Annotated in this window: 19 protein-coding genes and 1 pseudogene; 6 read left to right on the forward strand and 14 right to left on the reverse strand. The window is 61.9% G+C overall.

What is annotated here, in order from left to right; genetic code table 11:
- Positions 1-193: 193 nt before the first annotated feature.
- Together IQ216_RS00745 and IQ216_RS00750 are read right to left on the reverse strand one after the other, a co-directional pair.
- Entirely contained in the window at positions 194-1,477 is a 1,284-nt protein-coding gene (locus IQ216_RS00745) for an IS256 family transposase (RefSeq protein WP_255510532.1), read from the reverse strand.
- A gap of 219 nt (positions 1,478-1,696) precedes the next feature.
- Entirely contained in the window at positions 1,697-2,068 is a 372-nt protein-coding gene (locus tag IQ216_RS00750) for a nucleotidyltransferase family protein (protein ID WP_228006972.1), read from the reverse strand.
- 437 nt (positions 2,069-2,505) lie between these two features.
- Between IQ216_RS00750 and IQ216_RS00755 the strand changes: the two genes are divergently transcribed.
- Positions 2,506-3,282: a hypothetical protein gene (locus IQ216_RS00755; protein WP_193813920.1), complete on the forward strand. Its 777-nt coding sequence runs from the start codon at positions 2,506-2,508 to the stop codon at positions 3,280-3,282.
- 208 nt (positions 3,283-3,490) lie between these two features.
- Here IQ216_RS00755 and IQ216_RS00760 read toward each other — a convergent pair whose 3' ends face one another.
- The gene (locus tag IQ216_RS00760) at positions 3,491-3,694 is read right to left on the reverse strand and encodes a hypothetical protein (protein ID WP_370566541.1); all 204 of its coding nucleotides are present in this window, start codon (positions 3,692-3,694) and stop codon (positions 3,491-3,493) included.
- Between IQ216_RS00760 and IQ216_RS13960 the strand changes: the two genes are divergently transcribed.
- Positions 3,681-3,869: a zincin-like metallopeptidase domain-containing protein gene (locus IQ216_RS13960; RefSeq protein WP_370566542.1), complete on the forward strand. Its 189-nt coding sequence runs from the start codon at positions 3,681-3,683 to the stop codon at positions 3,867-3,869. The genes IQ216_RS00760 and IQ216_RS13960 overlap by 14 nt on opposite strands.
- 413 nt (positions 3,870-4,282) lie before the next feature.
- Here IQ216_RS13960 and IQ216_RS00770 read toward each other — a convergent pair whose 3' ends face one another.
- Positions 4,283-4,780: a hypothetical protein gene (locus tag IQ216_RS00770; protein ID WP_193813921.1), complete on the reverse strand. Its 498-nt coding sequence runs from the start codon at positions 4,778-4,780 to the stop codon at positions 4,283-4,285.
- Positions 4,781-4,918: 138 nt separating this feature from the next.
- Here IQ216_RS00770 and IQ216_RS00775 point away from each other — a divergent pair, with 138 nt between their 5' ends.
- The 4 genes from IQ216_RS00775 to IQ216_RS00790 are packed head-to-tail and all read left to right on the forward strand — an operon-like array spanning position 4,919 to position 9,731.
- Complete coding sequence (locus IQ216_RS00775; RefSeq protein WP_228006974.1) at positions 4,919-5,758, forward strand: DUF692 domain-containing protein; 840 nt, start codon at positions 4,919-4,921, stop codon at positions 5,756-5,758.
- The gene (locus IQ216_RS00780) at positions 5,755-6,615 is read left to right on the forward strand and encodes a putative DNA-binding domain-containing protein (protein ID WP_193813923.1); all 861 of its coding nucleotides are present in this window, start codon (positions 5,755-5,757) and stop codon (positions 6,613-6,615) included. Before IQ216_RS00775 ends, IQ216_RS00780 begins: the two co-directional genes overlap by 4 nt.
- Positions 6,616-6,623: 8 nt before the next feature.
- Positions 6,624-8,240, forward strand: coding sequence for an FAD-dependent oxidoreductase (locus IQ216_RS00785; RefSeq protein ID WP_193813924.1), 1,617 nt, complete (start codon positions 6,624-6,626; stop codon positions 8,238-8,240).
- Positions 8,241-8,300: 60 nt separating this feature from the next.
- Positions 8,301-9,731, forward strand: coding sequence for an MFS transporter (locus IQ216_RS00790; RefSeq protein WP_255510533.1), 1,431 nt, complete (start codon positions 8,301-8,303; stop codon positions 9,729-9,731).
- Between the two features lie 25 nt (positions 9,732-9,756).
- Here IQ216_RS00790 and IQ216_RS00795 read toward each other — a convergent pair whose 3' ends face one another.
- The 10 genes and pseudogenes from IQ216_RS00795 to IQ216_RS00840 form a co-directional block, all read right to left on the reverse strand.
- The gene (locus tag IQ216_RS00795) at positions 9,757-14,391 is read right to left on the reverse strand and encodes a multicopper oxidase family protein (protein ID WP_228006975.1); all 4,635 of its coding nucleotides are present in this window, start codon (positions 14,389-14,391) and stop codon (positions 9,757-9,759) included.
- A gap of 24 nt (positions 14,392-14,415) precedes the next feature.
- Positions 14,416-14,776 (reverse strand): annotated as a pseudogene (locus tag IQ216_RS00800) (N-acetylmuramoyl-L-alanine amidase); the annotation flags it as partial.
- Between the two features lie 29 nt (positions 14,777-14,805).
- Positions 14,806-15,702 carry an IS3 family transposase gene (locus IQ216_RS00805; RefSeq protein ID WP_193813940.1) on the reverse strand — a complete coding sequence of 299 codons (897 nt, stop codon included), beginning with the start codon at positions 15,700-15,702 and terminating at the stop codon, positions 14,806-14,808.
- Positions 15,699-16,028 (reverse strand): transposase, encoded by a 330-nt coding sequence (locus IQ216_RS00810; protein WP_193813926.1) that lies wholly within the window; start codon positions 16,026-16,028, stop codon positions 15,699-15,701. The genes IQ216_RS00805 and IQ216_RS00810 overlap by 4 nt, the downstream gene beginning before the upstream one ends.
- 276 nt (positions 16,029-16,304) lie before the next feature.
- On the reverse strand, positions 16,305-16,532 hold the full coding sequence (locus tag IQ216_RS00815; RefSeq protein ID WP_193813928.1) for a hypothetical protein: 228 nt from the start codon (positions 16,530-16,532) through the stop codon (positions 16,305-16,307).
- A 333-nt stretch (positions 16,533-16,865) separates the two neighbouring features.
- On the reverse strand, positions 16,866-18,368 hold the full coding sequence (locus tag IQ216_RS00820; protein ID WP_193813929.1) for an arylsulfatase: 1,503 nt from the start codon (positions 18,366-18,368) through the stop codon (positions 16,866-16,868).
- 70 nt (positions 18,369-18,438) lie between these two features.
- Complete coding sequence (locus tag IQ216_RS00825) at positions 18,439-19,287, reverse strand: bile acid:sodium symporter (protein WP_370566543.1); 849 nt, start codon at positions 19,285-19,287, stop codon at positions 18,439-18,441.
- An 85-nt stretch (positions 19,288-19,372) separates the two neighbouring features.
- Entirely contained in the window at positions 19,373-20,398 is a 1,026-nt protein-coding gene (locus IQ216_RS00830; RefSeq protein ID WP_193813931.1) for an HAD family phosphatase, read from the reverse strand.
- 41 nt (positions 20,399-20,439) lie between these two features.
- Positions 20,440-22,134, reverse strand: a complete 1,695-nt coding sequence (locus IQ216_RS00835; RefSeq protein WP_193813932.1) for a SulP family inorganic anion transporter — start codon at positions 22,132-22,134, stop codon at positions 20,440-20,442.
- A gap of 11 nt (positions 22,135-22,145) precedes the next feature.
- A complete protein-coding gene (locus tag IQ216_RS00840) occupies positions 22,146-22,586 on the reverse strand; it encodes a Fur family transcriptional regulator (RefSeq protein WP_225875901.1) in 441 nt (146 codons plus the stop codon).
- Between the last annotated feature and the right edge of the window lie 138 nt (positions 22,587-22,724).

Consider the following 22,724-nt stretch of genomic DNA (forward strand, 5'->3'; position numbering starts at 1 on the left):
TCGCAGGTTGCTATGCAGTACGTGATCAGGAGATCAGTGTGCCTGTCGAGGGAAAGAATCGGCCAACATGGGCAGATTTTGGCACCCGAAAGGGTGAAATCAGCCAAGCCAACCTCAGATTCGCCAAACGTTGTTCATTCCGAGCAAATTCCAACCTTGGACCCACTTTCAGGGCTCGTTGCCCAGAGGCTCCCTAGATCGAGGGGAGGAGCTGATTCGGTTCAGGTGATGGCTCCAGCCACCTCCTCAGCGCGTTCACCATCGCTGAGCTCCAGAACCTCTTCGGCTCCGGGATCTTGGCCATCGTGGCCTCGGAGAAGAAGCGCCGGCGCTCCAGCTGCCATTCCTCCTGCTGCTCCAGTAGCTGGCTACCCACCAGGCGGGTGATCGCAGCGTCGTTGGGGAAGATGCCGACCACGTTGGTGCGTCTCTTGATCTCCTTATTGAGGCGCTCGAGCGGGTTGGTGCTCCAGATCTTGCGCCAGTGCCCCTGCGGGAAGTGCAGGAACGCCAGCACGTCGACGCGGGCGGCGTCCATCACCGGCACGGCTGTTGGGAACTGCTTGCGCAGCATCTCGGTGACCCGCTGCCAGTGAGCGCTCACCTGATCGGGGGCCTGGATCACGAACACCGCTTTCATGGCCGCCGCCACCATGTCCTGGCCCGCCTTGGGCACGTGGGAGAGCAGGTTGCGCAGGAAATGCACCCGGCAGCGCTGCCAGGAGCTGCCCTGGAACATGCGCTTGATCGCCGCCGTCAAACCCAGGTGGGCGTCCGAGATCACCAGCCCGGTGCCATCGAGGCCACGCTCCTTGAGGCTGCCGAGGAACTGACGCCAGAAGCCCTCGGCCTCGCTGTCGCCCACGGCAATGCCGAGCACCTCGCGGTAGCCGAGGGCATTGATGCCGATGGCCACCACCACCGCCCGCGACACCACCTGCATGTTGCGGCCCAGGCGGCCGTGGAGGTACGTCGCATCGAGGTAGACGTAGGGGAAGCGGGCATGGTCCAAAGGCCGGCCCAGAAAGGCTTTCACCTGCTCATCGAGGCCCTGGCAGATCCGGCTTACCTCCGATTTGGAGATGCCGCTGGCAGCGCCCAGCGCCTCCACCAGGGCGTCGACCTTGCGGGTGGAGATGCCACCGGTGTAGGCCTCCATCACCACGGCGTAGAGGGCCTTGTCGACCCGGCGGCGTGGCTCGAGCCAGTCGGGGAAGAAGCTGCCCTGCCTCAGTTTGGGGATGGCCAGGGTGAGGTCGCCCACCTGGGTGGTGAGCAGCCGCTGGCGGTAGCCGTTGCGGTGGGTCGTGCGCTCATCAGGGCATCGCTCATGGCGCGTGGCTCCAATGGCAGCGGAGACCTCGGCCTCCAGGAGATCCTGGAAGCCCCGGCGCACGATCTCTGGAATCAGCGCGCCAGAGGTGGTGCCCTCCATGAGCTGGCTCAGCTCGGAGGCGCCACTATGGGTGAGGGTCATGGTCTGTGTTCGGTTTGGTGGTAGTGCTCCGAACAGGGTCACAGACCGGCCCACCCATTGCCACAGCTGAGATCTGAGGGAGGTGAGCCGTCAGCCCCGGCTACGCCGGGGCTGATCCTCCCGAGTTACACCACTCAATGGGACGCCGCTGTGAGGCCTGACACAGCATCCTGAATGGCCTCGACGGCCTCCTGAACATCCAGGAGGAAGGCCCGTGGATCACGCTTCATAAATCAATTGCTTGGAGGCCTCGATATCTGCCCGCACGTAGGGATTACACACAGCGTCAGCCATCACCAGATCCACCGGCTGGCCGGTGATGTCGGCAAGCTGACGCTCCAGCCCAAAGTAAGCACCCACCAACGCACCGGGATCGATCGGCTGGAACTCCACTAACAGATCGAGGTCGCTGCGGCTGGGGTCGAAATCGTCCCTCAGGGCAGAGCCGAACAGATGCATGCGCAGCACCTTGTGCTGCCGGCAGGCGTCAGCAATGGCGTCCAGCTGTGGTTTAGCCTGGGCGAGACTCACAGGGTCCAGTCCAATCTGCCCAGTATCGGCGGCACTGGCGGTTTTGGCCTGCAGAGGCAAGGAAGGTCAGGCCGAAGCCGCAAGGGGTGGGAGCAGCGCTGCCAGCAACTGGCTGGATTGAGGCCTTCAGGCGAAGGCCAGAGCCGGAGTCGGACCACACAGGGATATGACGTCAGCCCTGGTCCTCAGTCAGCCTCAGAACGGTGATCCCGCCTGAGTCGGATAGAGCAACGCACTAATGCCAACCGCCATGAGATCTTGGATCACTACACCCCCCGGCGGCACGTGTCATCCTCAAAGCGCCGCCCAGCCCTTCCCATGCGCGATGCCGGGTTCGAACCAGCGACATCCTGCTTGTAAGGCGAAAGATCGATGCTGAGAACTGCCGCAGCCACTGAGCCTAGCAGACCCGATTCTCCAGTCCGCGTAAAATCGGCGTGAAAGCCTGGCCTACTGTGGGGTATCCCTGGTCATAGGAGGGCGTCATGGGTGACCCCTTGCCCGAGCGCATCACAGACGAACAGGTGCCCTCCATTACTCCTCCTTCACGGGACGCCGACGACCCGGCGAGGGTCTGGAGAATCAGACAATGGGAGGCTGCAGGGGCCCCTGTACCTGAAGGCGCCCCTGATCCCCGCGACTGTTCCTTCGGTCCCCGAACCGCGACCACTGAACAGCTCGAGGGGGAGGAGCTAACGGTCGAAGCGCTCGCCGACATCCTTAACATGGTCCCCAGGGCAGTTAGCAGCCTGGCCAGCAAGTCCTACCGAATGATCGAGTCCGACCTCTGGGACGACTTAGTCAGTCTGGTCTTCGCTGAACTGAGGAATGAAAAGGCAGACCTCGCGGATGAAATTGAGGAGGAGAGGGTTGCAGTCGGCCAACCCAGGACGCCTCAAGCCGCCGCCCTCGAGGCCCGCTACGAAAGCATCAACTCGACACTTGATGATCAGAGCAGGGCGATCTCTTCTGAGATGGGTTGGGTTGAGCCGGGTCCAAAGGCACGAGAGGGTCGGCGTTCATTCATGTGGCAGCAGGTTCTCCTTCGCAAGTTTCCAACTCATGGGCATGATTTACAGCCATCTAGGGACTGCAAGGTCCTGCGTGATCCTGATAACAAGGCATTGGCTTTCGCCATCGTCAATCCTGGAAGCCGAGGCCGAGGCAATACATGGCTATTCAGACGTGCGAGATTGGCCGAGCGGGAACATGAGTGGTTCAAGCCGCCCGACTATGTCATGGGCTCTCCCAACCCGCTGAAGCCCACCAACTGAGTCCACACACATGCCTGGCATCACTTGGAGTTGGCCTTTGCCTGACCGCCGTCACATCGGGGATCCCGCCGGATTTAGACATTTCAGCCGTTCAGCCAGCCCAATTTCGCTGTTTCCTTCTGGTGCTGCTTGGCCATACCTCTGGGCAACCGGATGTTCATACCGTCGCCTTGACCGGCCTGAGTAGCTTGCAAAGGGKGACCAGGTTTTAGGCGATCACCTGCAGGCCAAACACGACGCTCACGTTCTCGGTGCCGCGAAACTGGAGCTGGCGCACGCCGCCGAACTCCTTGATCCACCAAAATACCTTCTCGAAACCAGTGCGGGCATTGATCGATTGGATGTAGCCCTTATGCCGGGTGGTGCGGCCATCAATGGCTGAATCCCGGAGGCGAGCGGTGTTCTGGGCCACCTGGGCCCATGAGCTGATCCACTCCACTGGCCTTAAGTCCCGCCTGAAGAGGGATCTGGGCGGGGCCTTCGGGAAGGCCCGCTATGCCCGCGAGGGGCTGGTCGCCGAATTCGGGGCGGTGCTGCTGGGTGATCGGCTGGAGATCGGCACTGGGATAGCGAGCCGTGCCACCTAGCGGGGCCACTGGGTAGAGCTGCTCAAGGAATCGCCCAAGGTGCTGTTCCAGGTACTCAGCGAGGCGCGGCAGGCGGTGGATCTGATCTGTGCAGGGGCCTCCACCGAAGATCGAGCTGGAGGGCAGCGCGATAGCGGTATGCTTTCCAGAGGCTGCCGATCGCTGAATGACCTGGTGAGAAATCACACTTAGTGATGGTGTGCCCTTTCTTGTAGAAGATCGAATTAAGGAGCTTGGCGCTCACTACGAAGAAACGGATGACTGGGCCCAGATGGTTGTGGCCGATGGCCTGCTAATCACTGGGCAGAACCCTGCTTCTTCAGAACCGGTTGCTGCTGCACTTCTCAAGGCACTGGCGTAAGTCATAAAGTGTTTCGATAGGCATTGATGCGAGCACGAACAGCGGACAAGACCTAGGTGTCGTGGCCAGCCACGGAGGACACCGGGTCCACCACGCTGACGGCGGCGTTGGTGAACTCGATTTCGTAGAGAAAGATGGGCCCCTCGCCAGTATTGACGGCGTCGTGCTCCAGCGGGGCGCGGTGGGGAACGATCCGGCCCGGACTGAAGGTCAGCGATCGGGTCACAGGATGGGCGCGCGAGCCGCCGGGCGGGACGGAATAACCGGTCATCGTTCCTTCGCTGAGATGAATCGTGACGAAGTCCAGATGATGCTGATGCCAACCCGTGCGCTCACCAGGCTGGATCACATAACGAAGCACGCGGGAATGCTCGTCGGCATGGAGAATCTCAAGGCTCGCGGCCGAACCCGGGTCATCGGAGAGCCGGAGCCCACCGCCTTCCTCTCGGCTCAGCGGCGTGAAGGCGGCGGGATCTCCAGATGATTCCACAATCCCTCCAGGACCGTGGTCAGCTGGGTGACTCTGTGAATCATGGCTGGAGTGGGTCATGGTATTGTGCCGGTCAAGCTGATGTGGAATGCAGACACGTAAGGCACTTTGCTCATCATACTCAGCCTGCTGACGGTGTGGATTGTTGGCAAGGCCGAAGTCCGTCCTTAGAATCTGGGAAGGATGTACGCCCCCTTGATGCTTCCTCCGCAATCTGCGGGCCTCAATCTCTGCCATGAGAATGCAGAGGAGCTCGCAGGAGTACTTCCCCCTCTGGATTTCCTCCAGATTCACCCCGAGCACCTCCTGGCTGAACAGGGAGGGACGTATCACGACCAGCTGCAACAGCTGCGGGAGCATTATCCGGTGACACTGCACGGCTTTGGGCTGTCACTGGGCTCTGTGGCACCCCTTCAGAGCTCCTATCTGGAGCTGGTTCGACAGTTATTGCAGGAGCATCCCGAAGCTTTCTTCTCTGATCATGTTTCGTGGAGCTCACTGTCACATCATCATTTTCACGATCTCTTACCCCTGATATACAGCGAAGAAACGCTCAACTACTTCTGCGATCGCATCAACCAGGTACAGGATGCCATTAGACAGCCGCTGCATGTCGAAAACATCAGCAGCTACATGCGCTTTCAGCAGTCCACGCTGGAAGAGGTTGACTTCATCAATGAGGCCACGCGGCGCACTGGGGCCTTCATCCTGCTCGACCTGAATAATCTCTGGGCGAATGCCATGAATTATTCGGAAGATCCGATGGGGATCATGCTGCGCTATTCACGCGAGGCTGTACGTTCGTTTCACCTGGCTGGTTGCTCCGAGGAACATCTCGCCCACGGCACCGTCTACATCGACTATCATCGCGAGCAGGTACGCCCGGAAGTCTGGGAGCTGTACGAGGTGGCATTGCATCACTTTGGTCCCCATCCCACACTGCTGGAGTGGGAAAATAACGTGCCACCGCTCAGTCGCACACTCGAGGAGCTTGATCAGGTGCGCAGCCGCCTCCTCAATGTGGAGAGCGCTCGATGAAATCACAACAGCTGCTTCACCTGCAACAGGAGTTCCTGAAAAGCCTGCACAGTGCTCCCACGCCCTGGTTGCTGGATCAGATCACACCCGCTGATGGGTTTTCCGGGAATTCGGATGAGGTCCTGCGCCTGTATCTGGAGCGGGCGATGGTGCGTACCGTCGACCCCCTGGTGGGGATCTTCCGATGCTGTCGCTGGCTCTTCGGCGACGACGGTTTGCATGCGCTGCTCAAGCGTTTCTACAACAGCTGCCCCGGTGAACCGATCGCGGCGCAACCCCTGGCCTATGCCTTCATCGGCTTTCTGGGAGACCTGAACTCCACAGAACTTGCGGCCCACATGGTTCGCGCGATGCCCCCTGGGATTGAGCCCTATCAGGCCGCCCTGGAGCTAGCCCTCCTCGACGGGCGGAGGCTCTGGGCCCAGCTCGCACCACGCCGGGTGTCCCCTGGCCTGAAGGCGATGCTGCATCGCTTCCACGAACGCCACCATCGCTGGGCAAGGCCCCGGCTGGACCGTGGATCTCGACTGGCGCTGAGTCGATTCGATCTTCTCCAGATCGAGGAGGCGGTGATGCAGCTGCGGGAACTGACCCAGCTGCCCGTCCTTGACGATGTCCCGGCGTGGTTTCTGCTTCACTTCCTGCCCGGTGCCGGGTCCATCGAGATCCAGCGTCTCAGTCCCGAGGACGCCCGGCTGCTCAGTGGCTGTGACGGCACCATGACCATCACGGCCCTGTGTCACCAGGAGAGTTTCTTCGGAGCCAGCACGGCAGACACCGAAGCGAGGATCGTTCACTGGATCGAATCCGGCGTGATCGTCGACCTGCAGACCGAACTGACCCTGGGCAAAGCGTGAGACGATCGATGGCTGGTGATCTGGACATCACCGTGTCGGAGCTGCTGGACCTGGTGCAGCTGCGCTGTGGTGATGGCCTGTCGCTTGATCTGCTGAGAACCCTGGGTGGGCACCGCACGGAACTGGATTCCGGCGCCCCCCCCGATGTGCCGGCTGCGGAAGGCTCAGCTCCCAGGGTGGTGGTGGTGGGGGCCGGGATCGCGGGTCTGGTGCTGAGCCACGAACTGCTCAATCGCGGGGTCGAAGTGGAGCTCTGGGAAGCGTCCTCGCGCCCGGGAGGCCGCAATCTCACCCTGCGCGATGGTGATCGGCTGCGGGAACGTGGTTTCTCCGAGCAGCAGCTGAGGCTGCCGGAAGGAGCGCACTTCAATGCGGGGCCAGGCCGAATCTCACACCACCACAGGGCTGTCCTGCACTACTGCCGCCGCTTTCAGCTTCCGCTGCGTCCCTACCTGACTCTGAATCGAGGCGCACTGGTTCATCGCTGGATTCCGTCGCTCCGCCGGGATGTGACCGTCCGCAATCGACAGGTTCATTTCGATGGGCTGGGGCGCCTGGGCGAGCTGGCGTCCCGTTTCGATCCCACCGTCGACGGCAGAACCACTCTTCCCGAGGACCTGCGTCCGGTGCTGAACGAGTGGTTGGCCCAGGCGATGAACGTGACGCGCGGCGGCGGCGGAGCGGGGCACTATCAACCCGACGGCCGCCAGGGGTTTCGCCAGCCGCGCGGGGGAGCCGACCAGCCTGGCACCCCGCACGATCCCCTGAGCCTCGAACAGATTCTCCGACTCGGACTCTGGCAGGACGACCCAAGGCGAAGCCCGGACGTCCTGGATGAGCAGGTCGCGATGATGGAGATTGAGGGTGGCAACGATGGGCTCGTGCGCGCCCTGGCGACCAGTCTGAAAGGCCGGCTGCACCTGAAGCGTCGGCTGCAGCGGATCATCCAGACACCCGAGGGCGTGGTGGTGGAAGGACACGATCTCCAGACGGAGGGTCGACCCGCCACCAGCGTCCGGCGCGAGGCTGACCGCGTCGTCATGGCGCTGCAGCCCCAGGCGATGAAGGGGCTGGATCTGAATCTTCCAGCTAGCGTCATTGCGGGGCTCAACGCGCTGCCGAGGCGTTTCGCCGTCAAGGTGGGCGGCTGGATGCGCCGACGCTTCTGGGAGGAAGACGAAGGGATCTACGGAGGCATCAGCTTCACGAATCTTCCGATTCAGCAGATCTGGTATCCGAACAGTGGCCTTGGTCTGGATTCGGGTGGGCTGATGGTGCTGGCCTATGCCGCGCTGCATCATGGCGAGGCGCTGGGGCGGCTCGAGCCCCAGCTCCGCTGCCGCGCAGCGGCAAGACTGGCCAGCCACGTTCATCCTCAGATCCCCAGGGAACTGGATGTCGATCGCCTGATCACCATCGCTTGGCAGAACATTGAGGGGGTGGAGTCTCCCTGGGTGGCCTGGACGCCCGAGCTGCACCGCCAGTGGTTTTCGACGCTCTGCAGACCCCACGGCCGCCTCGCGTTCGCGGGGGACTGGTGCAGTCACCTGCCGGCCTGGCAGGAAGGGGCGATCCGTTCGGCCTATTCGCTGTTGGCCTGGGCTATCCACGGGCACGGGGGCTAGGTGCAGGATCCCCAGTTCCCAGGGCGATGGCGTCTGCTGCCGCTGCTGTGCCTGCCCACCATGGCCATGCTGCTCGGCAGCAACATCGTGTTCATCGCCCTGCCCGACATGGCAGGCGCCTTTCCCCTGTTTCCGTCGTTGCCGGAATGGGTGCTGGCGAGTTATTCCCTCACCGCCGCCTGTCTGGCCCTGCCGGCAGGGGAAGCCGGTGACCGGTTCGGCCTGCGGCGGATCTTCCTCGCGGGCATCGTGATGTATCTCGCTGGCACGGCTCTCTGCCTTCTGAGTGTCAGCGGCGGCATGTTAGTGCTAGGCCGCTGTGGGGCCGGAATGGGGGCAGCGGTGCTGGCGCCGGTCACCCTCGCCTTCCTGAAGCGGCTGTTTCCAGCCGGCGAACAGCCGGTGGCCTTCGGCTACTGGAGCGCCAGTGTCACGATCGGGACGGTGCTGGGCCCGTTGCTCGGGGGCCTGATCCAGAGCGTGGGGTCTTGGAGGCTGGTCTTCCTGGCGCCGGCGCTGCCGGTTTTGTTGGTGCTGATTCTGGCCTGTCGGCTGCCGGCCTGTCCCCCGCTCGAGGCGGCCAGGGCACTGGATCGCAGGGGGCTGGTTCTGCTGGCAGTGGTGTGCTGTCTGGCCATTCTGCTGCTCACGGAAGCGCCAACCATGGGATGGGAGCTCTTGCTTGCCGGAAGCCTCGCTCTCATGGCCACCACTCTGCTCTGCCGGCATCACATCGCTCACAGCCGGTTCCCCGTGCTGGACCCAGCCGTGCTGGGGCAGCCCGTCTGGTGGATTCCCTCGCTGCTGCAGTTCGGAATCCGGGCCCTGTTCGTCGCGACGATGACGGTCTTCTCGATGGACCTACAAACGTTCGCAGGCCTGACACCCCTGGCCACATCGCTTCGTCTTCTGCCCTTCTGCATCGTCTCCGGCCTGATGTCCCTGGCCAGCGGCCATGTTCCTACGGGGGCAAGAGGTCGTCGCTGGCTGGTGGCGATGTTCGCCTGCGCCTGTGGCGGGTACTTGATCCTGGCGGCCATCGCCTCGGCCGGCCTGTTGCACTGGGGCTGGCTGGCACTGCTGGGATTCGGACTGCTGTACGGCAACACGGCACAGCTCAGCCGACGGGCCATGGGTTGTTTTCCCCAGAGCGAGGCAATGCGGGGCGCTTCGCTGAACACCATGGTGTTGAACCTGGGCCTGAGCTTCGGGGCCAGTCTCTACAGCCTCAGCACCTACGGGTTTCTGATTCTCCGGCTGGATCGATTGCAGGGCTGGCCCCTGCCAGCCCACGAGGCCCTGCGGATCAACCAGGTGAGACCGGCCCTGATCGACTTTGGACTCCCGGCAGCCGATGTGAACCGGTGGTGGCAGGCATTCAGCCAGGCTGCACAGTCAAGTTTTGGAGATACCTTTTTCCTGTTCGCCGTCATCAGTGCCGGCGGCTGCTTTCTCGCCCTACGCCTGAAAGCGGAGGGGAGCAGGGGGTAAGGACAAATCGAACCTTGGGGGCAGCTCAGAAGAAGCCGGATTCAGATACGGGCGTTCCCCCCAACACATCGATCGAGCGTGTCATGAAGGAATTGTAGCGCTTCTGTGCTTCGTCCCAGCTTGAGAATCGGCCGCTGGATAAAGCAAAGTCGTTCAGATTCTTGAAGCGATTCTCGCTGGGAAGAAATCCTTGGCCGAAGGATCCGCTGACGTTGCCGTCATGGCCCCACTGGAGCGCATTCCATTGAGTGGCATTGGAGAGAAAACCAACACGGAAGCGGTCATTCCCCTGGGTTGTTTCCAGGATCGCCAGCGGTAATTGCGAAGGATCCAGTCCTGATTGAACGGCCTCGGACCAGACGCGTTGTTCGGTGTCGGTCGGATCACGATCGAAGAGGGTTCTGGTCGTCACACTCACGATGGTGGAGACGGGAAGCGATTGGAGTGAGCCACCGAAGTGGGTTTTGACCTGAGCGCTGGCGGCAGAGTTGTTGAGAATTGAATTCACAAGCTCAGCAGGGGTGGATCCATCGGCCAGCTGGGCGGCCCGGATGGACAGGGTTCCCGGGGTCGGTAGACGGCCGGAATAGGCGATGGACGTAAGGGAGGCTAGGTTATTGCGGCGCTCCGTTTCTGCCGCTGAGAACTTGTTTCGCTTGGTACCGGTGAGCTGATCCGCGCGGCCTTGGTTCAACGCCTGCCGACGCCTCCTGGAGCGCACACCCAGCAGATCCTGAACACTGACTTGCTTCAGGCCAGGCAAGTCGACCACCAATTGCTGGCTGGTGGCCGTGACCCGATCACTGCTGCTGTCGATGCCATTGAAACCATTGCCCTGGGCCACCAGCAGGCGATCCCCAAGCATCAGGGCACCATTGCCAATGGCTGAGGAGAAGGTCGGCGTGGAGGCGGTCTGCCCCTCCGGCAGCCTGCTCTGATCGGAGAGATGGAGTGGCAGGGATTCAGACTGGGTGGGCAGGTTGATCACGCGATCATCCAGCGGAAAGGTCACGCCGCCACCATGGGCGTGGCCATGTCCGTGGGAACTGCCTGGGGACGTGTCCGACTTGATCTCCGACGTCGCAATGAAATGGCCGGCATCCAGTTGCATGGTGAGCTGCTGCCTGCCGTGCGATCCATCGGTGGTGATCACCAGGTTTTCAATCGCAGACTGGGCGTAGCTATTGAATCCTGCAGTGAGATCAATATCCCGGAGGCCACTGATGGAAGGATCAGCAATCAGCGCATCACCGAGAACCGTGCTGTCGGGAAAGAATCCTCCTTCCAGTTGGCCAGTTTGATAAAGAAGAGAGAACGCCGCACCGTCGAGCAAGGTGACACGAAAACCACCATGGACGGCGTAGGCCAGTGCAAAGTCGTTGAAATTATCGAGGTTGAAGTCTCCAATCGTGAAGCCCACCTGATCGGCGCTGAGCCCTTTGACCGGCTCCCGGCTGACAGCCTGGCCTCCATGGCCGTGATGGCCGTGATGATGACCAATGAAGTCCCAGGGATCGAACTTGAATTCTTCTGTCCATGCCGAGCCTCCATCCTTGGATGTGAAAGCCTTGATCCTGAAATTATGGAGGCTCACTCTCGTGTTTCCTGAACCCTGACTCTTTCTGGTAGACGTTCTGACAAATCCACCCGTGATCAGGTCCCGGCGCCCATCACCCGTGAAGTCATCGGCATATGCCCAAGGAGCCAGAGCGTTACCGTATGGCTTGAGATTTGCCAGTACTTCGGTGCTGCCTTCATCAGCAAGCCTGGCACCATCCACGAGCCGTACTCTCCCATCGCCTCGGGAGCTGATCAGCAGGTCTTGGGTGAAGTCTCCGCTGATATCTCCCGCCTGGCCACGTTGAATCTGTGCACCCTTCCTGGTGCTGAGTTCTACCTGGGAAGGAGCAAAGTCTTGGGCCAGGTAGACATCCAGTTCGTGCTTGTCTCCGTTCTGGTTCTGGCGCGTAAGGGCTTCGAGACCATCGCCTGGAAGCAACCAGCTGGAGCCGGTATTCTCCACCACCATCACGGCCTGCATCATGCCGGCATCCTCATGGGGAAGGATGTGGCAGTGAAATACATAGGTGCCCAGATAGTCCTGGAACAGCATCCGAATGGTCTGGTCATTCGCGCCCCATGTCGCCAGACTGCCAACCCGCTCAGGGCTCTGGGCCTGGGGAATGGAGTGAAATTCACCCTTCAAGGGCTCTGCTTCAACAATCTTCTTCTGAGTTGAATTATAATACTTAAATCCAGAAGCATTCAGCATTGTCACATCTTCCAGATTGCGTTTATCCGAAAGCTCGGTGTCACTATGTTTAGTCTGGTAGTCGTTAATATGAATATGGAAAGGATGACCGATATACTTTTCTGGAGTGTTGACGCTCCAGTTCCTGAGTCTCCACTGCTCAATCGTGCCCAGTTGTGCGATCGTCAGATTTCCATTCGGGAAAACATGGTCATTGATAAGAAACGGATTCTCGTACCCCAGCCAACGATCAAGGCCGCCAGCACCGACTGGTAACTGCCGGTAGCGCTTGTAGCGCTTCCCAGTCCGTTGCGTGTACCCCTCGAGAGCTTGCTGAGTGGCAGGATCACGCTCATCGGCTGGGCCGACTAAGGTGCCCCGTGCCCAGTTGAACTCCCGCTCTCGGACGGGACTCCAGATCTCACTGCCATCACTGGACTCCGCAAAAAGGTCAACGCTGGGGACCTTCATGGGGTCATAGTCTTCTTCTCTGGTGTCGGGTGTGATTGTCTGGGTCTCAATGCCAGAATTGGCCTTGCGGATGAACGCGTCTTGCTGATGCTCGCTCAGCTTAGCGACTGGTTTCTTGACGTCAAAGATAGCCAATGGCCCTGAAGACGAGCCAGGGGAAGCGAATGGATTGTCCGCTGACTTCACAAATTGGTTCGCCCGGCTCAGGTCGGGATAACTGCCCATGTTTCGGGTCAGGAATGTCTCGGGATCAACGCCATCTGATGGTCGATCAAAGGAATAAGTCGATGCCACCTCGGTCTTCCCTTTCGGGAGATAGGCAAGCAAGTCGATTCGCTTACCAGGTGCAAGCGAAATTAGATCCTTTTTCTGGGAGTATTGTGTCGTGGCGCCAGACCCCAATGTTCCCAGCGTCCCCTTGGCTCGCCGGATCTCAGGAGACTGGTGGCCGTCCTCGCCATAGATATAGAGCGGCAAGGCACGGCCTTCGCCATCACCTTTCTGGCGGTGGATCAGTGAGACATTATAGAAAGCCTGGTTGCTTTGATTGCTGAGGGTCAAGGCCTGCCAGCCGCCTTGTTTCGCATCAGCCGTTGGCTGGAACTCACCATTAACAGTCACCATTGTGGCCTGATTGGTGACGGTACCAGGGAAAAAACTACCGTCAAATGATGTGATTCTCAGATCACCAGAGCTCTTGGCGACACCGAGGTCGATATTCTTCAGGATTGCAAGATTACGAGGAACATCCTGCAGTGCCGGGACACGGCTTAGAGGATCTCCAAGCTGCATGAAGCCCGAAAGTCCGCCATACACCTGCTGGTTGACCGAAGGGTGGTAGTGAGGGTGATACCAGTAGGAGCCTTGACCATGGTCAGAGGGAAGATCAATTTCCGTTGTCCACCTCTGGCCTGCGGTATAACGCGCTACGACATTATCGCCAAAGCCAGTCGGCGTTGTATGAGAGCCGTGCAGATGGTAATTCGTGGATGTTGTACCGCCAAGCCCTTCACTTGCACTGTTCCCAAAGGTACTGTTGCGAATGAGTGTGGACTGCTGTAATTGTCTCTGGTTGAGGCCTGGCACCTTCAACCGATTGTTGAAGTCGAGCTCTAGCTTGCTGCCTGGTTGCAGCATTAAGACAGGGCCCGGATAGCTGGTATTCGTCAGTCTGCCGTTCTTTGTCTCTTCTCCATAAGTATAAAGAAGCGTGGGATACCACAGGTCGGGGTTTTGCTTTGACGGGTTATTTAGGGCATCCAGATTCGACAGCAGGCCACTTTTATCGAACGTCGAGCGAACCGTGGTCGGACGTCCTTCACCTCGTGTGTACTGCCTCCAGAGGCCTCGAGGATTGTAGTTGGAGCGATTCGATATGGAATCAAATAGTGGATCGTCCTGGGTGCCTACGGCATTCCAGAACGGGGTATTCTTCGCAGCTGAGTTGGCTCCCTTGCCTTGGTAGCCAATCTGGACCAAGGTGGCCATGGTGCGATTTCGTGGCTTGGTGAGCCACTGCTTCTGAAGATTGCTGAAAAACTGATTGAAGATCGAGTTTGCCTGATCGTCACCGCTGCCGGTGGCAAACAGCTGGGGAAGCAGATAGCGCTTCAGAAATCGATCGGCTCCAGGAATCGACACCGGATCCGTGCTGATACCCAACCGGCTCCTCAGCCTCGGCAAACGTTGCTGATCGCTGCCTGAGCGGGAAGACACAACGCCACGGGCCGGATCAAAGTGAAGATCATCTCCGGTCAGAAGATTCGGTGTGCCATCGGCCTTGGAAGGGAATAGGGAGCCGATTGAGTAATTAAACCTAGAGCCTTCCATGCTGACCTCCGGCTGCTGCAGCCATGGCCCATCAGGGCACTGCTTACAAGCTATGCGCAGCCCCAGCGCTTGGCAATCCAGAGACTTCCTCGACCCGGCAAGGATCAAGCTGCGTTCAGACCGCGCTCAGCTTCAGCCCATGAAGGTTCTGCAGGTGGCGCCAAGCTGCTTTAGGCGGCTCTGCAGCGCGTCCCAGTCGAAGCTGCGAGGAGCGGCCCGCTCTCCAACCCAGATCCACTGCACGATGGGTGGCGATGTGATCCTGGGGGATCGGATAGCGGTCCATCCAGTCGGTGAGAACCACTGCCAGCGCGTCGTATTGAGCCGGGGTGTAGCCGCTGTGGCTGGGTTCGGCGTCCTCGCCATCCAGCCGTGTCTCCAGGCTCACATGCAACGCGAAGTTGCTCACCGAACCACCGAACTTGGGATTGGTCACAACCCACTGGCTCCGAAAGGCGGAGTTGCCGGCACCGAACGCTCGCTGTTCAAGATCTGGGGTTCCCCCGCTTTCGTGGACACCGATCAGGGATTCACAATGGTCAGTGTACGAGCAGAGATGAACTGCTGCTCGTAGTCGATCGGGCTGTGGTAACCGATCGTTGAGTGGCGGCGCTCGCGGTTGTAATACCCCTCGATCCAGAAGGCCAGATCGCGCTGCAGCTGCTGGGGCGAGATCAGGACTTCCCGGTTGTCATCCAGATCGAGCTCCAATTTCATGGTGGAGAAAAAACTCTCCACCACGGCGTTGTCCCAGCAGCAGCCCTTGGCGGACATGCTGCAGACAATTTCGTGCTTCCCCAGCAGATCGCGGTAGTCGGTAGCCCGGTACTGGCTGCCCTGATCCGTGTGCAGGAGCAACGTCTCCGGCTCCACCTGGCGGAGGCCGAGCGCCCGGTGGAGGGCCTCGATCACCATGGCGGTATCCATCCTGTGATCGAGCTTCCAGCCGACGACACGACGACTGAACAGATCGATCCAGACGGCCAGGTACCGCCAGCCCGCTGTGGTGCGGATGTAGGTGACATCACCCGCCCAGCAGCGGTTTGGAGCCGGGGGCTGGAAGTCCTGATGCAGCAGGTTCTCCACCACCCCACACGCCCTGCTGCTGGCCTTGGCGCAGGGCCTGAACGCCTTGCGGGTCTTGGCCCTCAGCTCGGCACGCTGCATGAGGCGGGCGACACGGTGACGGCCCACCGGATGGCCGGCAGCGCGCAGCTCCTGGTGAATCCGGGGCGATCCGTAGAAGCCCCGGTGCTCGCCGAACACCGCCTGGATCTCAGCGGTGATCATGGCGTTCTCGGCCGCCCGCTTTCCCGGCGCCTCCTGCCGCTGCCGCCAGGCGTAGAAGCCACTGCGGGCCACCCCCAGCTGCCGGCACAGCCAGGCGACCGAGTGCTGAGCGGCGAGTTGATCGATCAGGCGAAACCTCTCGGCGGCAGCTGCTCTTTCGCAAAGTGCGCTGCCGCCAACCTGAAAAAATCCTTCTCTCTCCTGAGCTCGCGGTTCTCCTTGCGGAGCCGGTTGAGCTCGGTGCGCTCCTCACTGGTGAGCAGGCCCTGGTCACGGGTACCGGCCTGGCCCCGATCAATGCGGGCCTGGCGCACCCAGCGGGCCAGGCTGCTGCTGGGAAGGCCGAGCCGCTCGGCGACGGTGTTGCAGGAAAGGCTCTCCTGCAGGCAGAGCTCCACGGCTTCTGCCTTCTGCTGAGCCGTAAACCGGCGCCTGGTTCTGGTGGAATTGGTCATCGATGGACAGTCTGATGGTCATGGCGTGACCCTTATCGACTTGTCCTGGAAATCGGGGGAACCCCAGTCCCGAGCGAATCGCCCCATAGGCCAGAACCCAAGCAATGACGCAGTCGACTAGACTTGAACCAATGCCTTATCCTGCGCTCTGACTAGGGAGCACCACACTGTTGTGAGCCGCTATAGCTTCAGAAATGCTTTAGGCGAAACCTCGAGCTATTGGCCAATCATTCCATCGCTGGCTCGATCAGGCTCTGCTAGATCACTATTTTCGAATCAAAGAATCTCAGCCGATTTCAACTCGCCAAGCCTAATAGTGGACTCAAGCCCAAGAATTGGCATTTCCAGCACAATTTCTCCCAAAGCGCTAGAAGTAGGCGCATAGACCTGCAGACTTGCTGCCAAACCGAAGAGGAACCTGATCAACAATAATTCCTTACAAACATCTAGCGAAGTAACTGAAAGCTCCTTTTCTTCGGCCCTCGGCAAGTCTTCCACAGCCAACACAGCATATCATTTACGGGAACATCGATGTCAATCAGCTCAAACACCATAGTTCTAACGATTTCGTGGATACGGACAAGCGGTTTACAGCACTGAGACTAGGTACAGAGATGAACTGCTGGTCTTTAGGAATGGTCGTAGATTAACTTCTGGGCCCACATCGTCTTGGGATGGCGATCTGAATCAGGCGTGCGCGGTGCTGGCAGCAGTGGCCTGAGCCCATGCGGAGGAGCCGCAGCCAGCCCTTGAACCAATGGGCATCGAGCTGGGCATGCCGCAGCAGGTGCTGCGGCATGCCCTTGATCGCGTCATCTCCCCGCTGGGGGAAGCAACTCAGGAATGCCCTGTGGTGCTGGTCATCTTCTCCATCACCTGCTCCAACGAGAAGCTGGCGGCCTTCTGGCGTGGTGGGAACTCCTGGAATGTGGCCAGGAATTGGGCCACATAGGCCTGGGCCGGCACCAGTAGGAACACGTGGTCGAGGATCCAGTCCCAGTAGGTGTTGGAGGTGATGTCGGCCCGCTCGTAGGGGTCCGTCTTCAGGTTAAAGATCTTCGGTATGCGCAGCTCAGTGAAGGGCTCGGCCCAGATCTGCAGGGTGCCGGTAGTCCGCTGCTCCATGAATACGATCTTCCAGTTGTCGTAACGCAGACCCGTGAGATCACCATCGTCGGAGAAGTAGAAGAACTCCACCCGGGGACTCTTATCCGTTTTGCCCGTCCAGTAGTCAAGCATATTGTAGCCGTCGAGATGTACGTGGTAGTGGCGGCTGCCGGCCTGGTAGCCGCTCTTGAGCTTCTCCTTGATGTCCGGTTCCCCAGCCGCAGCGAGGAGTGTGGGCAGCCAGTCGAGATGGCTCACCGTCTCGGTGAACAGGGTTCCCGGCGCAATCTTGCCGGGCCAGCGAACCATCGCGGGCACCCGGTAGGCCCCTTCCCAGTTGGAGTTCTTCTCGTTGCGGAAGGGGGTCATGCCGGCATCGGGCCAGCTGTTCATGTGAGGCCCGTTATCAGTGCTGTACATCACGATTGTGTCGTCGGCGATGCCCAGCTCATCGAGCAGATTGAGCATGTCGCCAATGCAGTTGTCGTGATAGATCATCACGTCGTGGTACTCCGACTGCCAGCGTCCTGACTGGCCCAGATCTTGGGGCCGGGCATGGGTGCGGAAGTGCATGTGGGTGGTGTTGAACCACACGAAGAAGGGTTCGCCGGAGGCCACCGCATCGCGGATGAACCGCTTGGCCTCGGTCATGAACTCCTCATCGGCCGTCTCCATCCGCTTCTTGGTGAGCGGGCCAGTGTTCTCAATGCGTTGGGTGCCATCCGGGTTGGCCCAGGAGTGGAGCACTCCACGGGGGCCATAGTTCTGACGAAAGTTAGGAAAGTCTTCTGGGCTGGGATAATCGCGCAGTTCCGGCTCTTCTTCGGCGTTGAGGTGGTAAAGGTTGCCGAAGAACTCATCGAAGCCCTGGTTGGTGGGCAGGTGCTCGTCGCGGTCGCCGAAGTGATTCTTGCCGAACTGACCGGTGCGGTAGCCCTGCACCTTGAGCAGACCCGCGATGGTGGGGTCCTCGGTGCGGTAACCCAGCTCCGCCCCGGGCAGGCCCACCTTGCTAAGACCGGTGCGAAACACGCTCTGGCCGGAGATGAAGGCGGCCCGGCCGGCGGTGCAGCTCTGCTCGGCGTAGTAGTGAATGAACTTGCCGCCCTCCTTGGCGACGCGGTCGATGTTGGGGGTCTGGTAGCCCATCAACCCATCGCTGTAGCAGCTGAGGTTGCTCTGGCCGATGTCATCGCCCCAGAGGATGAGGATGTTGGGTTGGCCGTTCGGCATGGCGGTTGGTGGTTGTACCTGCCCTCCATTCTGCCCGCTGCCGCCTCACGGCCCACGAGTGGTTGCCGTTTCAAACCCGCACCAGCAGGCGCTTCTGCCAGCGCAGAAAGGGAAGCGAGAGCAGCACGGTGACCAGCAGGTAAGCCAGCACGGACAGCTTGATGGCGGGCATCTCAGCCCCATAGGTGGTGGCAAACACCATCGCCAGGCCTGGATTGCGCATCGATGTGACCAGAGCCACGGTGAGGCTCTCCCCGGGCGCTGAACCTGCAGCCAGGGAGCCGATCACGAGGGCTGTCACCACCATGACCGCCATGAAGCCCAGGGTCACCAGGTTGGCCGCCACGAAGGGCAGCAACGCAGGCCCAACCCTGATCAGCACCACCAGCACCAGTAGGAGGAACAGGCCATTGGCCAGCTTGTCGAGGGGCCCCTCAAGCCGCTCAACCAAGCCGGGCCGCCAACGCCGCAGCAGCAGCCCGGCCAGCAGGGGCAGCACCTGGGCCAGGCTCACCTGCACGGCCACCTGCCTGGGCCCGATGTCCCAGCCCTCGATGGCGAACGAGGCCCGAAACAGATCGGCTAGCAGAGGAATCGACACGATCGCCCCCACCGCCGCGCAGGCCTGCAGCACTGCTGCCAGCTGGTGATCGCCCCCCTGCTTGCCGGCCTTGCGCAAGGTGAGCGGCGCACTCGGCGAGATGGCCATCAGGGCGATGCCGAAGCGCCCTGGCGCCGAAAGGGCGGCGCTCAGCGGCGACTTCAACAGCACCAGCGCCACCAGGGGCACGAGCACACAGGAGCCGATCAGCACCCGCAGCACCAGGGCGGGTCGCCGGCGAATCTGCCCCAGGGCATGGGGCTGCAAGCCAAGTCCCAGGGCGAACATGATCGCGAAGAGGGTGAGGCCGGGGAGCACGGCTGCAAGCTGGGCCAGGGATGGGAGCATTGAGCGGGACCTGAACCTGTACTGAACCTATGGTTGCGAGTCGGCTGCGTCAGCCTCAGGGCCCTTCAGCCTCCATGGGCTGAACCGGAGGGTCAGCAAACACCTGCGTCCAGTCGTCGCGCATTGACACCACCGTCCAGCCCCTCTGGGGCGCTTCCTTGAGGGCCCGATCGAGTCGGCCGATGGGCGACTGGCTGTCGTAGGCCACCTCCCGCTCCGGGTCGTCGTGGTGCACGATCAGTCCCAGGCTCGCCCCAGGCTGGCTGGTGGTCCACTCCAGCATTTCGAAGTCGCCATCGGAATTGCCGAAGGCGGCAATGGGCTGACGGCCGATCACCTGCTCGATCATCACGGGTTTGATGGCCCCGTCGTTGATCAGCTGCACCTCCGCCTGGCGGACGATGGTCGGCAGCCCGTCCTGGAAGCCGTAGTGGCTGGCCACGAACGAGCCGATCACCTGCTCGGGGGGAATGCCGTAAAGCTCCTCGCTCACGACCCGAACGAACTCCACGCCACCAGCGGAGACGATGTAGGTCTGGAAACCGTGGCTCCTGAGGTAGTCGAGCAACTCCCGCATCGGCTGGTAGGTAAGCGTGCGATAGGAACGCTTCCAGATGGGATGGCAGGCGCTGGCGAACCAGTCGCCGACCAGCTCCCGGAACGCCTCGGCATCCATACCCGCATGGGTGAGGGCCACCAGCTCCAGCAGCTCTGGGATGCCCATGCTGGGCATCGCCTCAGCTTGACCGGCCGCAGCGGCCGCAGCGAGCACCGGATGGGCGGCCAGCTCAGGTTGCTGACTCACCAGCGTGCGGGCTCGATCGATGGCGAAGGCCAGCTGCACATACATCGGTTGCTCCGCCCAGAGCGTGCCGTCGTTGTCAAACACGGCGATGCGCTCCGCCGGCGCCACGTAGTCAGGGCCACCCGGTGTCGTCACCGCCGCCACGAACTGAAGGATGCGCTGGCGCGCAGCGCCCTCGTTCCAGGAGGGCAGGGGTTGGATCTGGGCCGCAGCTGGAGCAGCCGGCAGCCAGTACAGCGGGGCCAGCAGCAGGCCCGAAACCAGGGAACGCCACATACTTCGTGATCTCAGCAGGGCTGGCGCCCATGATGCCCCGCTCAGGAGCCGTCGCCGGCCTCGTGCTGCAGGAAACGCTCCACGGCGCGCTCCACAGTGAGGTGGAGCCGGCCCGGCCCGAGGCGGCTGCCCAGCTCGGAGCGGCGCACCACCTGCAGCACTTCCGGATTCAGCCCGGCCATCCACAGCTCCGTGCCATCGCGCCGCAAGCGCTGCTCGGCCTCCACCAGGGCCTTGAGCGCCGAGTACTCCAGGTCGATCACCGCGCTGCCATCCAGCACCACCACCCTGGGCCGGCGCTGATGGATCCTTTGCCGCATGCGGCTGGCCACGGCCTCCGCATTGGCAAAGAAGAGGCGACCTTCGGGGTGGAGGATCAACAGCCCGGGCCAGGTTTCATCCTCAGGGTGCTGGGGCGAGACAGGGCGAAACCCATCCGTGCCCGGCTTGCGACCCATCTCGTAGACGGCAGGGTCCACCTCCTGCTGCGCCAGCGACAGCAGCGACAACACCACCGCCACCAGGATGCCCTCCAGGGTGCCGAGGAACACCACTCCCAGAAAGGCCACCACCGCCCAGCGGAACTCCGGGGCCCGCACGTGGCGAATCGCCAGGAATTCGGCCGGCGCGATCATCGCCAGGGCATAGGCGATCACCACGACGGCCAGGGCGGCCTGGGGCATCAGGGCGATCAGGGGCGCCAGCACCAACAGGGTGGCCACCGTGGCGGCCGCCGTGACCAGTGCGGCCAGCTGGGTGCGGGCGCCGGCGTTGCGGTTCACAGCGGTCTGGGAGGTGCCGCCGCCCGCCGCCATCGCGCCGAAGCAGGCCCCCAGCAGGTTGGCGGCGCCGAGGGCCAGCAGATCCTGATTGGCATTCGGCGCCGGTTCGTCCATCTCGCGGAAGGCCCGCGAGGCCGCGGCGCTCTCGGTGAAACTCATCACGGCGATGCCGGCCGCGGCCGGCCACAGCTGGTTGGCCAGGGCCAGGGGGGATGGGCCTGCGCTGTTGAGGAAAGGCAGTTGAAAGGCCGGCAGCCCACTGGGGATGGCCCCCACCACGGCCACGCCGCGCTCCGGCAGACCCAGCGCAGCGGTGAGCAGGATCGCCACCACCACCAGCAGCAGCGGCGCCGGCAGACGGGGCCAGCGGCGCTCCAGGCCGATCAGCAGGGCCACCAGCCCAAGGGAGAGGGCCACGGTGGCCATAGACGCCTGGGGCAACGCCGCCACCAGCGCCGCCAGGTCCCGGAACAGCCCCAGCTTGTCGATCGACACCCCCAGCAGTTTGGGCAGCTGGTCGACCACGATCACGACGCCGATGGCGCTCTTGAACCCCACCAGCACTGACTCGGAGATGAAGCTGGCGACGAAGCCCAGCCGCAGCAGCGAGGCAACCAGCAGCATCAGGCCCAACAGCAGGGCCAGCAGGCTGCTGCTCGCCAGCGCCTGAGCCGGATCCTGGGCCACACCGAGGCGATCCAGCTCGCTGCCCACCAGGATGGCCAGGGTGGTGGTGGTGCTCACGCTCAGGGGCCGAGAGCTGCCCAGCAGCGCGTACACCAGCATCGGCACCAGGGCCGTGTAGAGCCCCACTTCCACCGGCAGGCCGGCGATCGTGGCAAAGGCCAGGGCCTTGGGCAGTACCACGGCCGCCGCCGTGAGCCCTGCCACCAGGTCGAAGCGGAGCCATTCAGGCCTGTAGGAACGCAACCAGACCAGGAAGGGGAGAGCCAACGGGGCGGGGTTCAGGACTGTTCGGCACAGCGGGGGCAGAGGGCTCGCACCGTGAGCACACAGTCGAGCAGACGAAAGGCGTGGGCCTTGGCCGCCTCGTCGCCGGCAACCAGCACCGCGGTGTTCTCGAATTCCTCGGTGCGACCGCAGCGCACACACACCAGATGGTGGTGATCGCGGGTGGTGTCACCGGCCAGCTCAAAGCGCCGCCCCTCCGGCAGTTCCAGCTCCTGCAGGCGACCCATCGAGCTGAGCAGCCTCAAGGTGCGGTAGACGGTGGCCAGGGACACCCGCTCGCTGGCTCTGAGCAGGCGTTGATGCACCTCTTCGGCGCTGAGGTGGGTGCCCTCACCGCTCTGCTCAAACAAAGCCAGCACCCGCTGGCGTTGAGGCGTGAGCCGCTGACCACGGTCATGCAGGCTGTTGCGCAGCCCCTCGCTGTCGCTGAGCAGGCCCTCAGAGGCCCCCGTGGACCCTGCGGCAGCAGCCCTGGAACCAGGGGTGGGGAAGGAAGGCACCACAGCGAGCCCAGGCTTCTCAACAATAGGCGCAATTGCGAAGCATGGCCATGGCGGCAGGCTCGCAGCTCA

It is taken from the genome of Cyanobium sp. LEGE 06143 (genome assembly GCF_015207535.1).
Lineage (GTDB): Bacteria > Cyanobacteriota > Cyanobacteriia > PCC-6307 > Cyanobiaceae > NIES-981.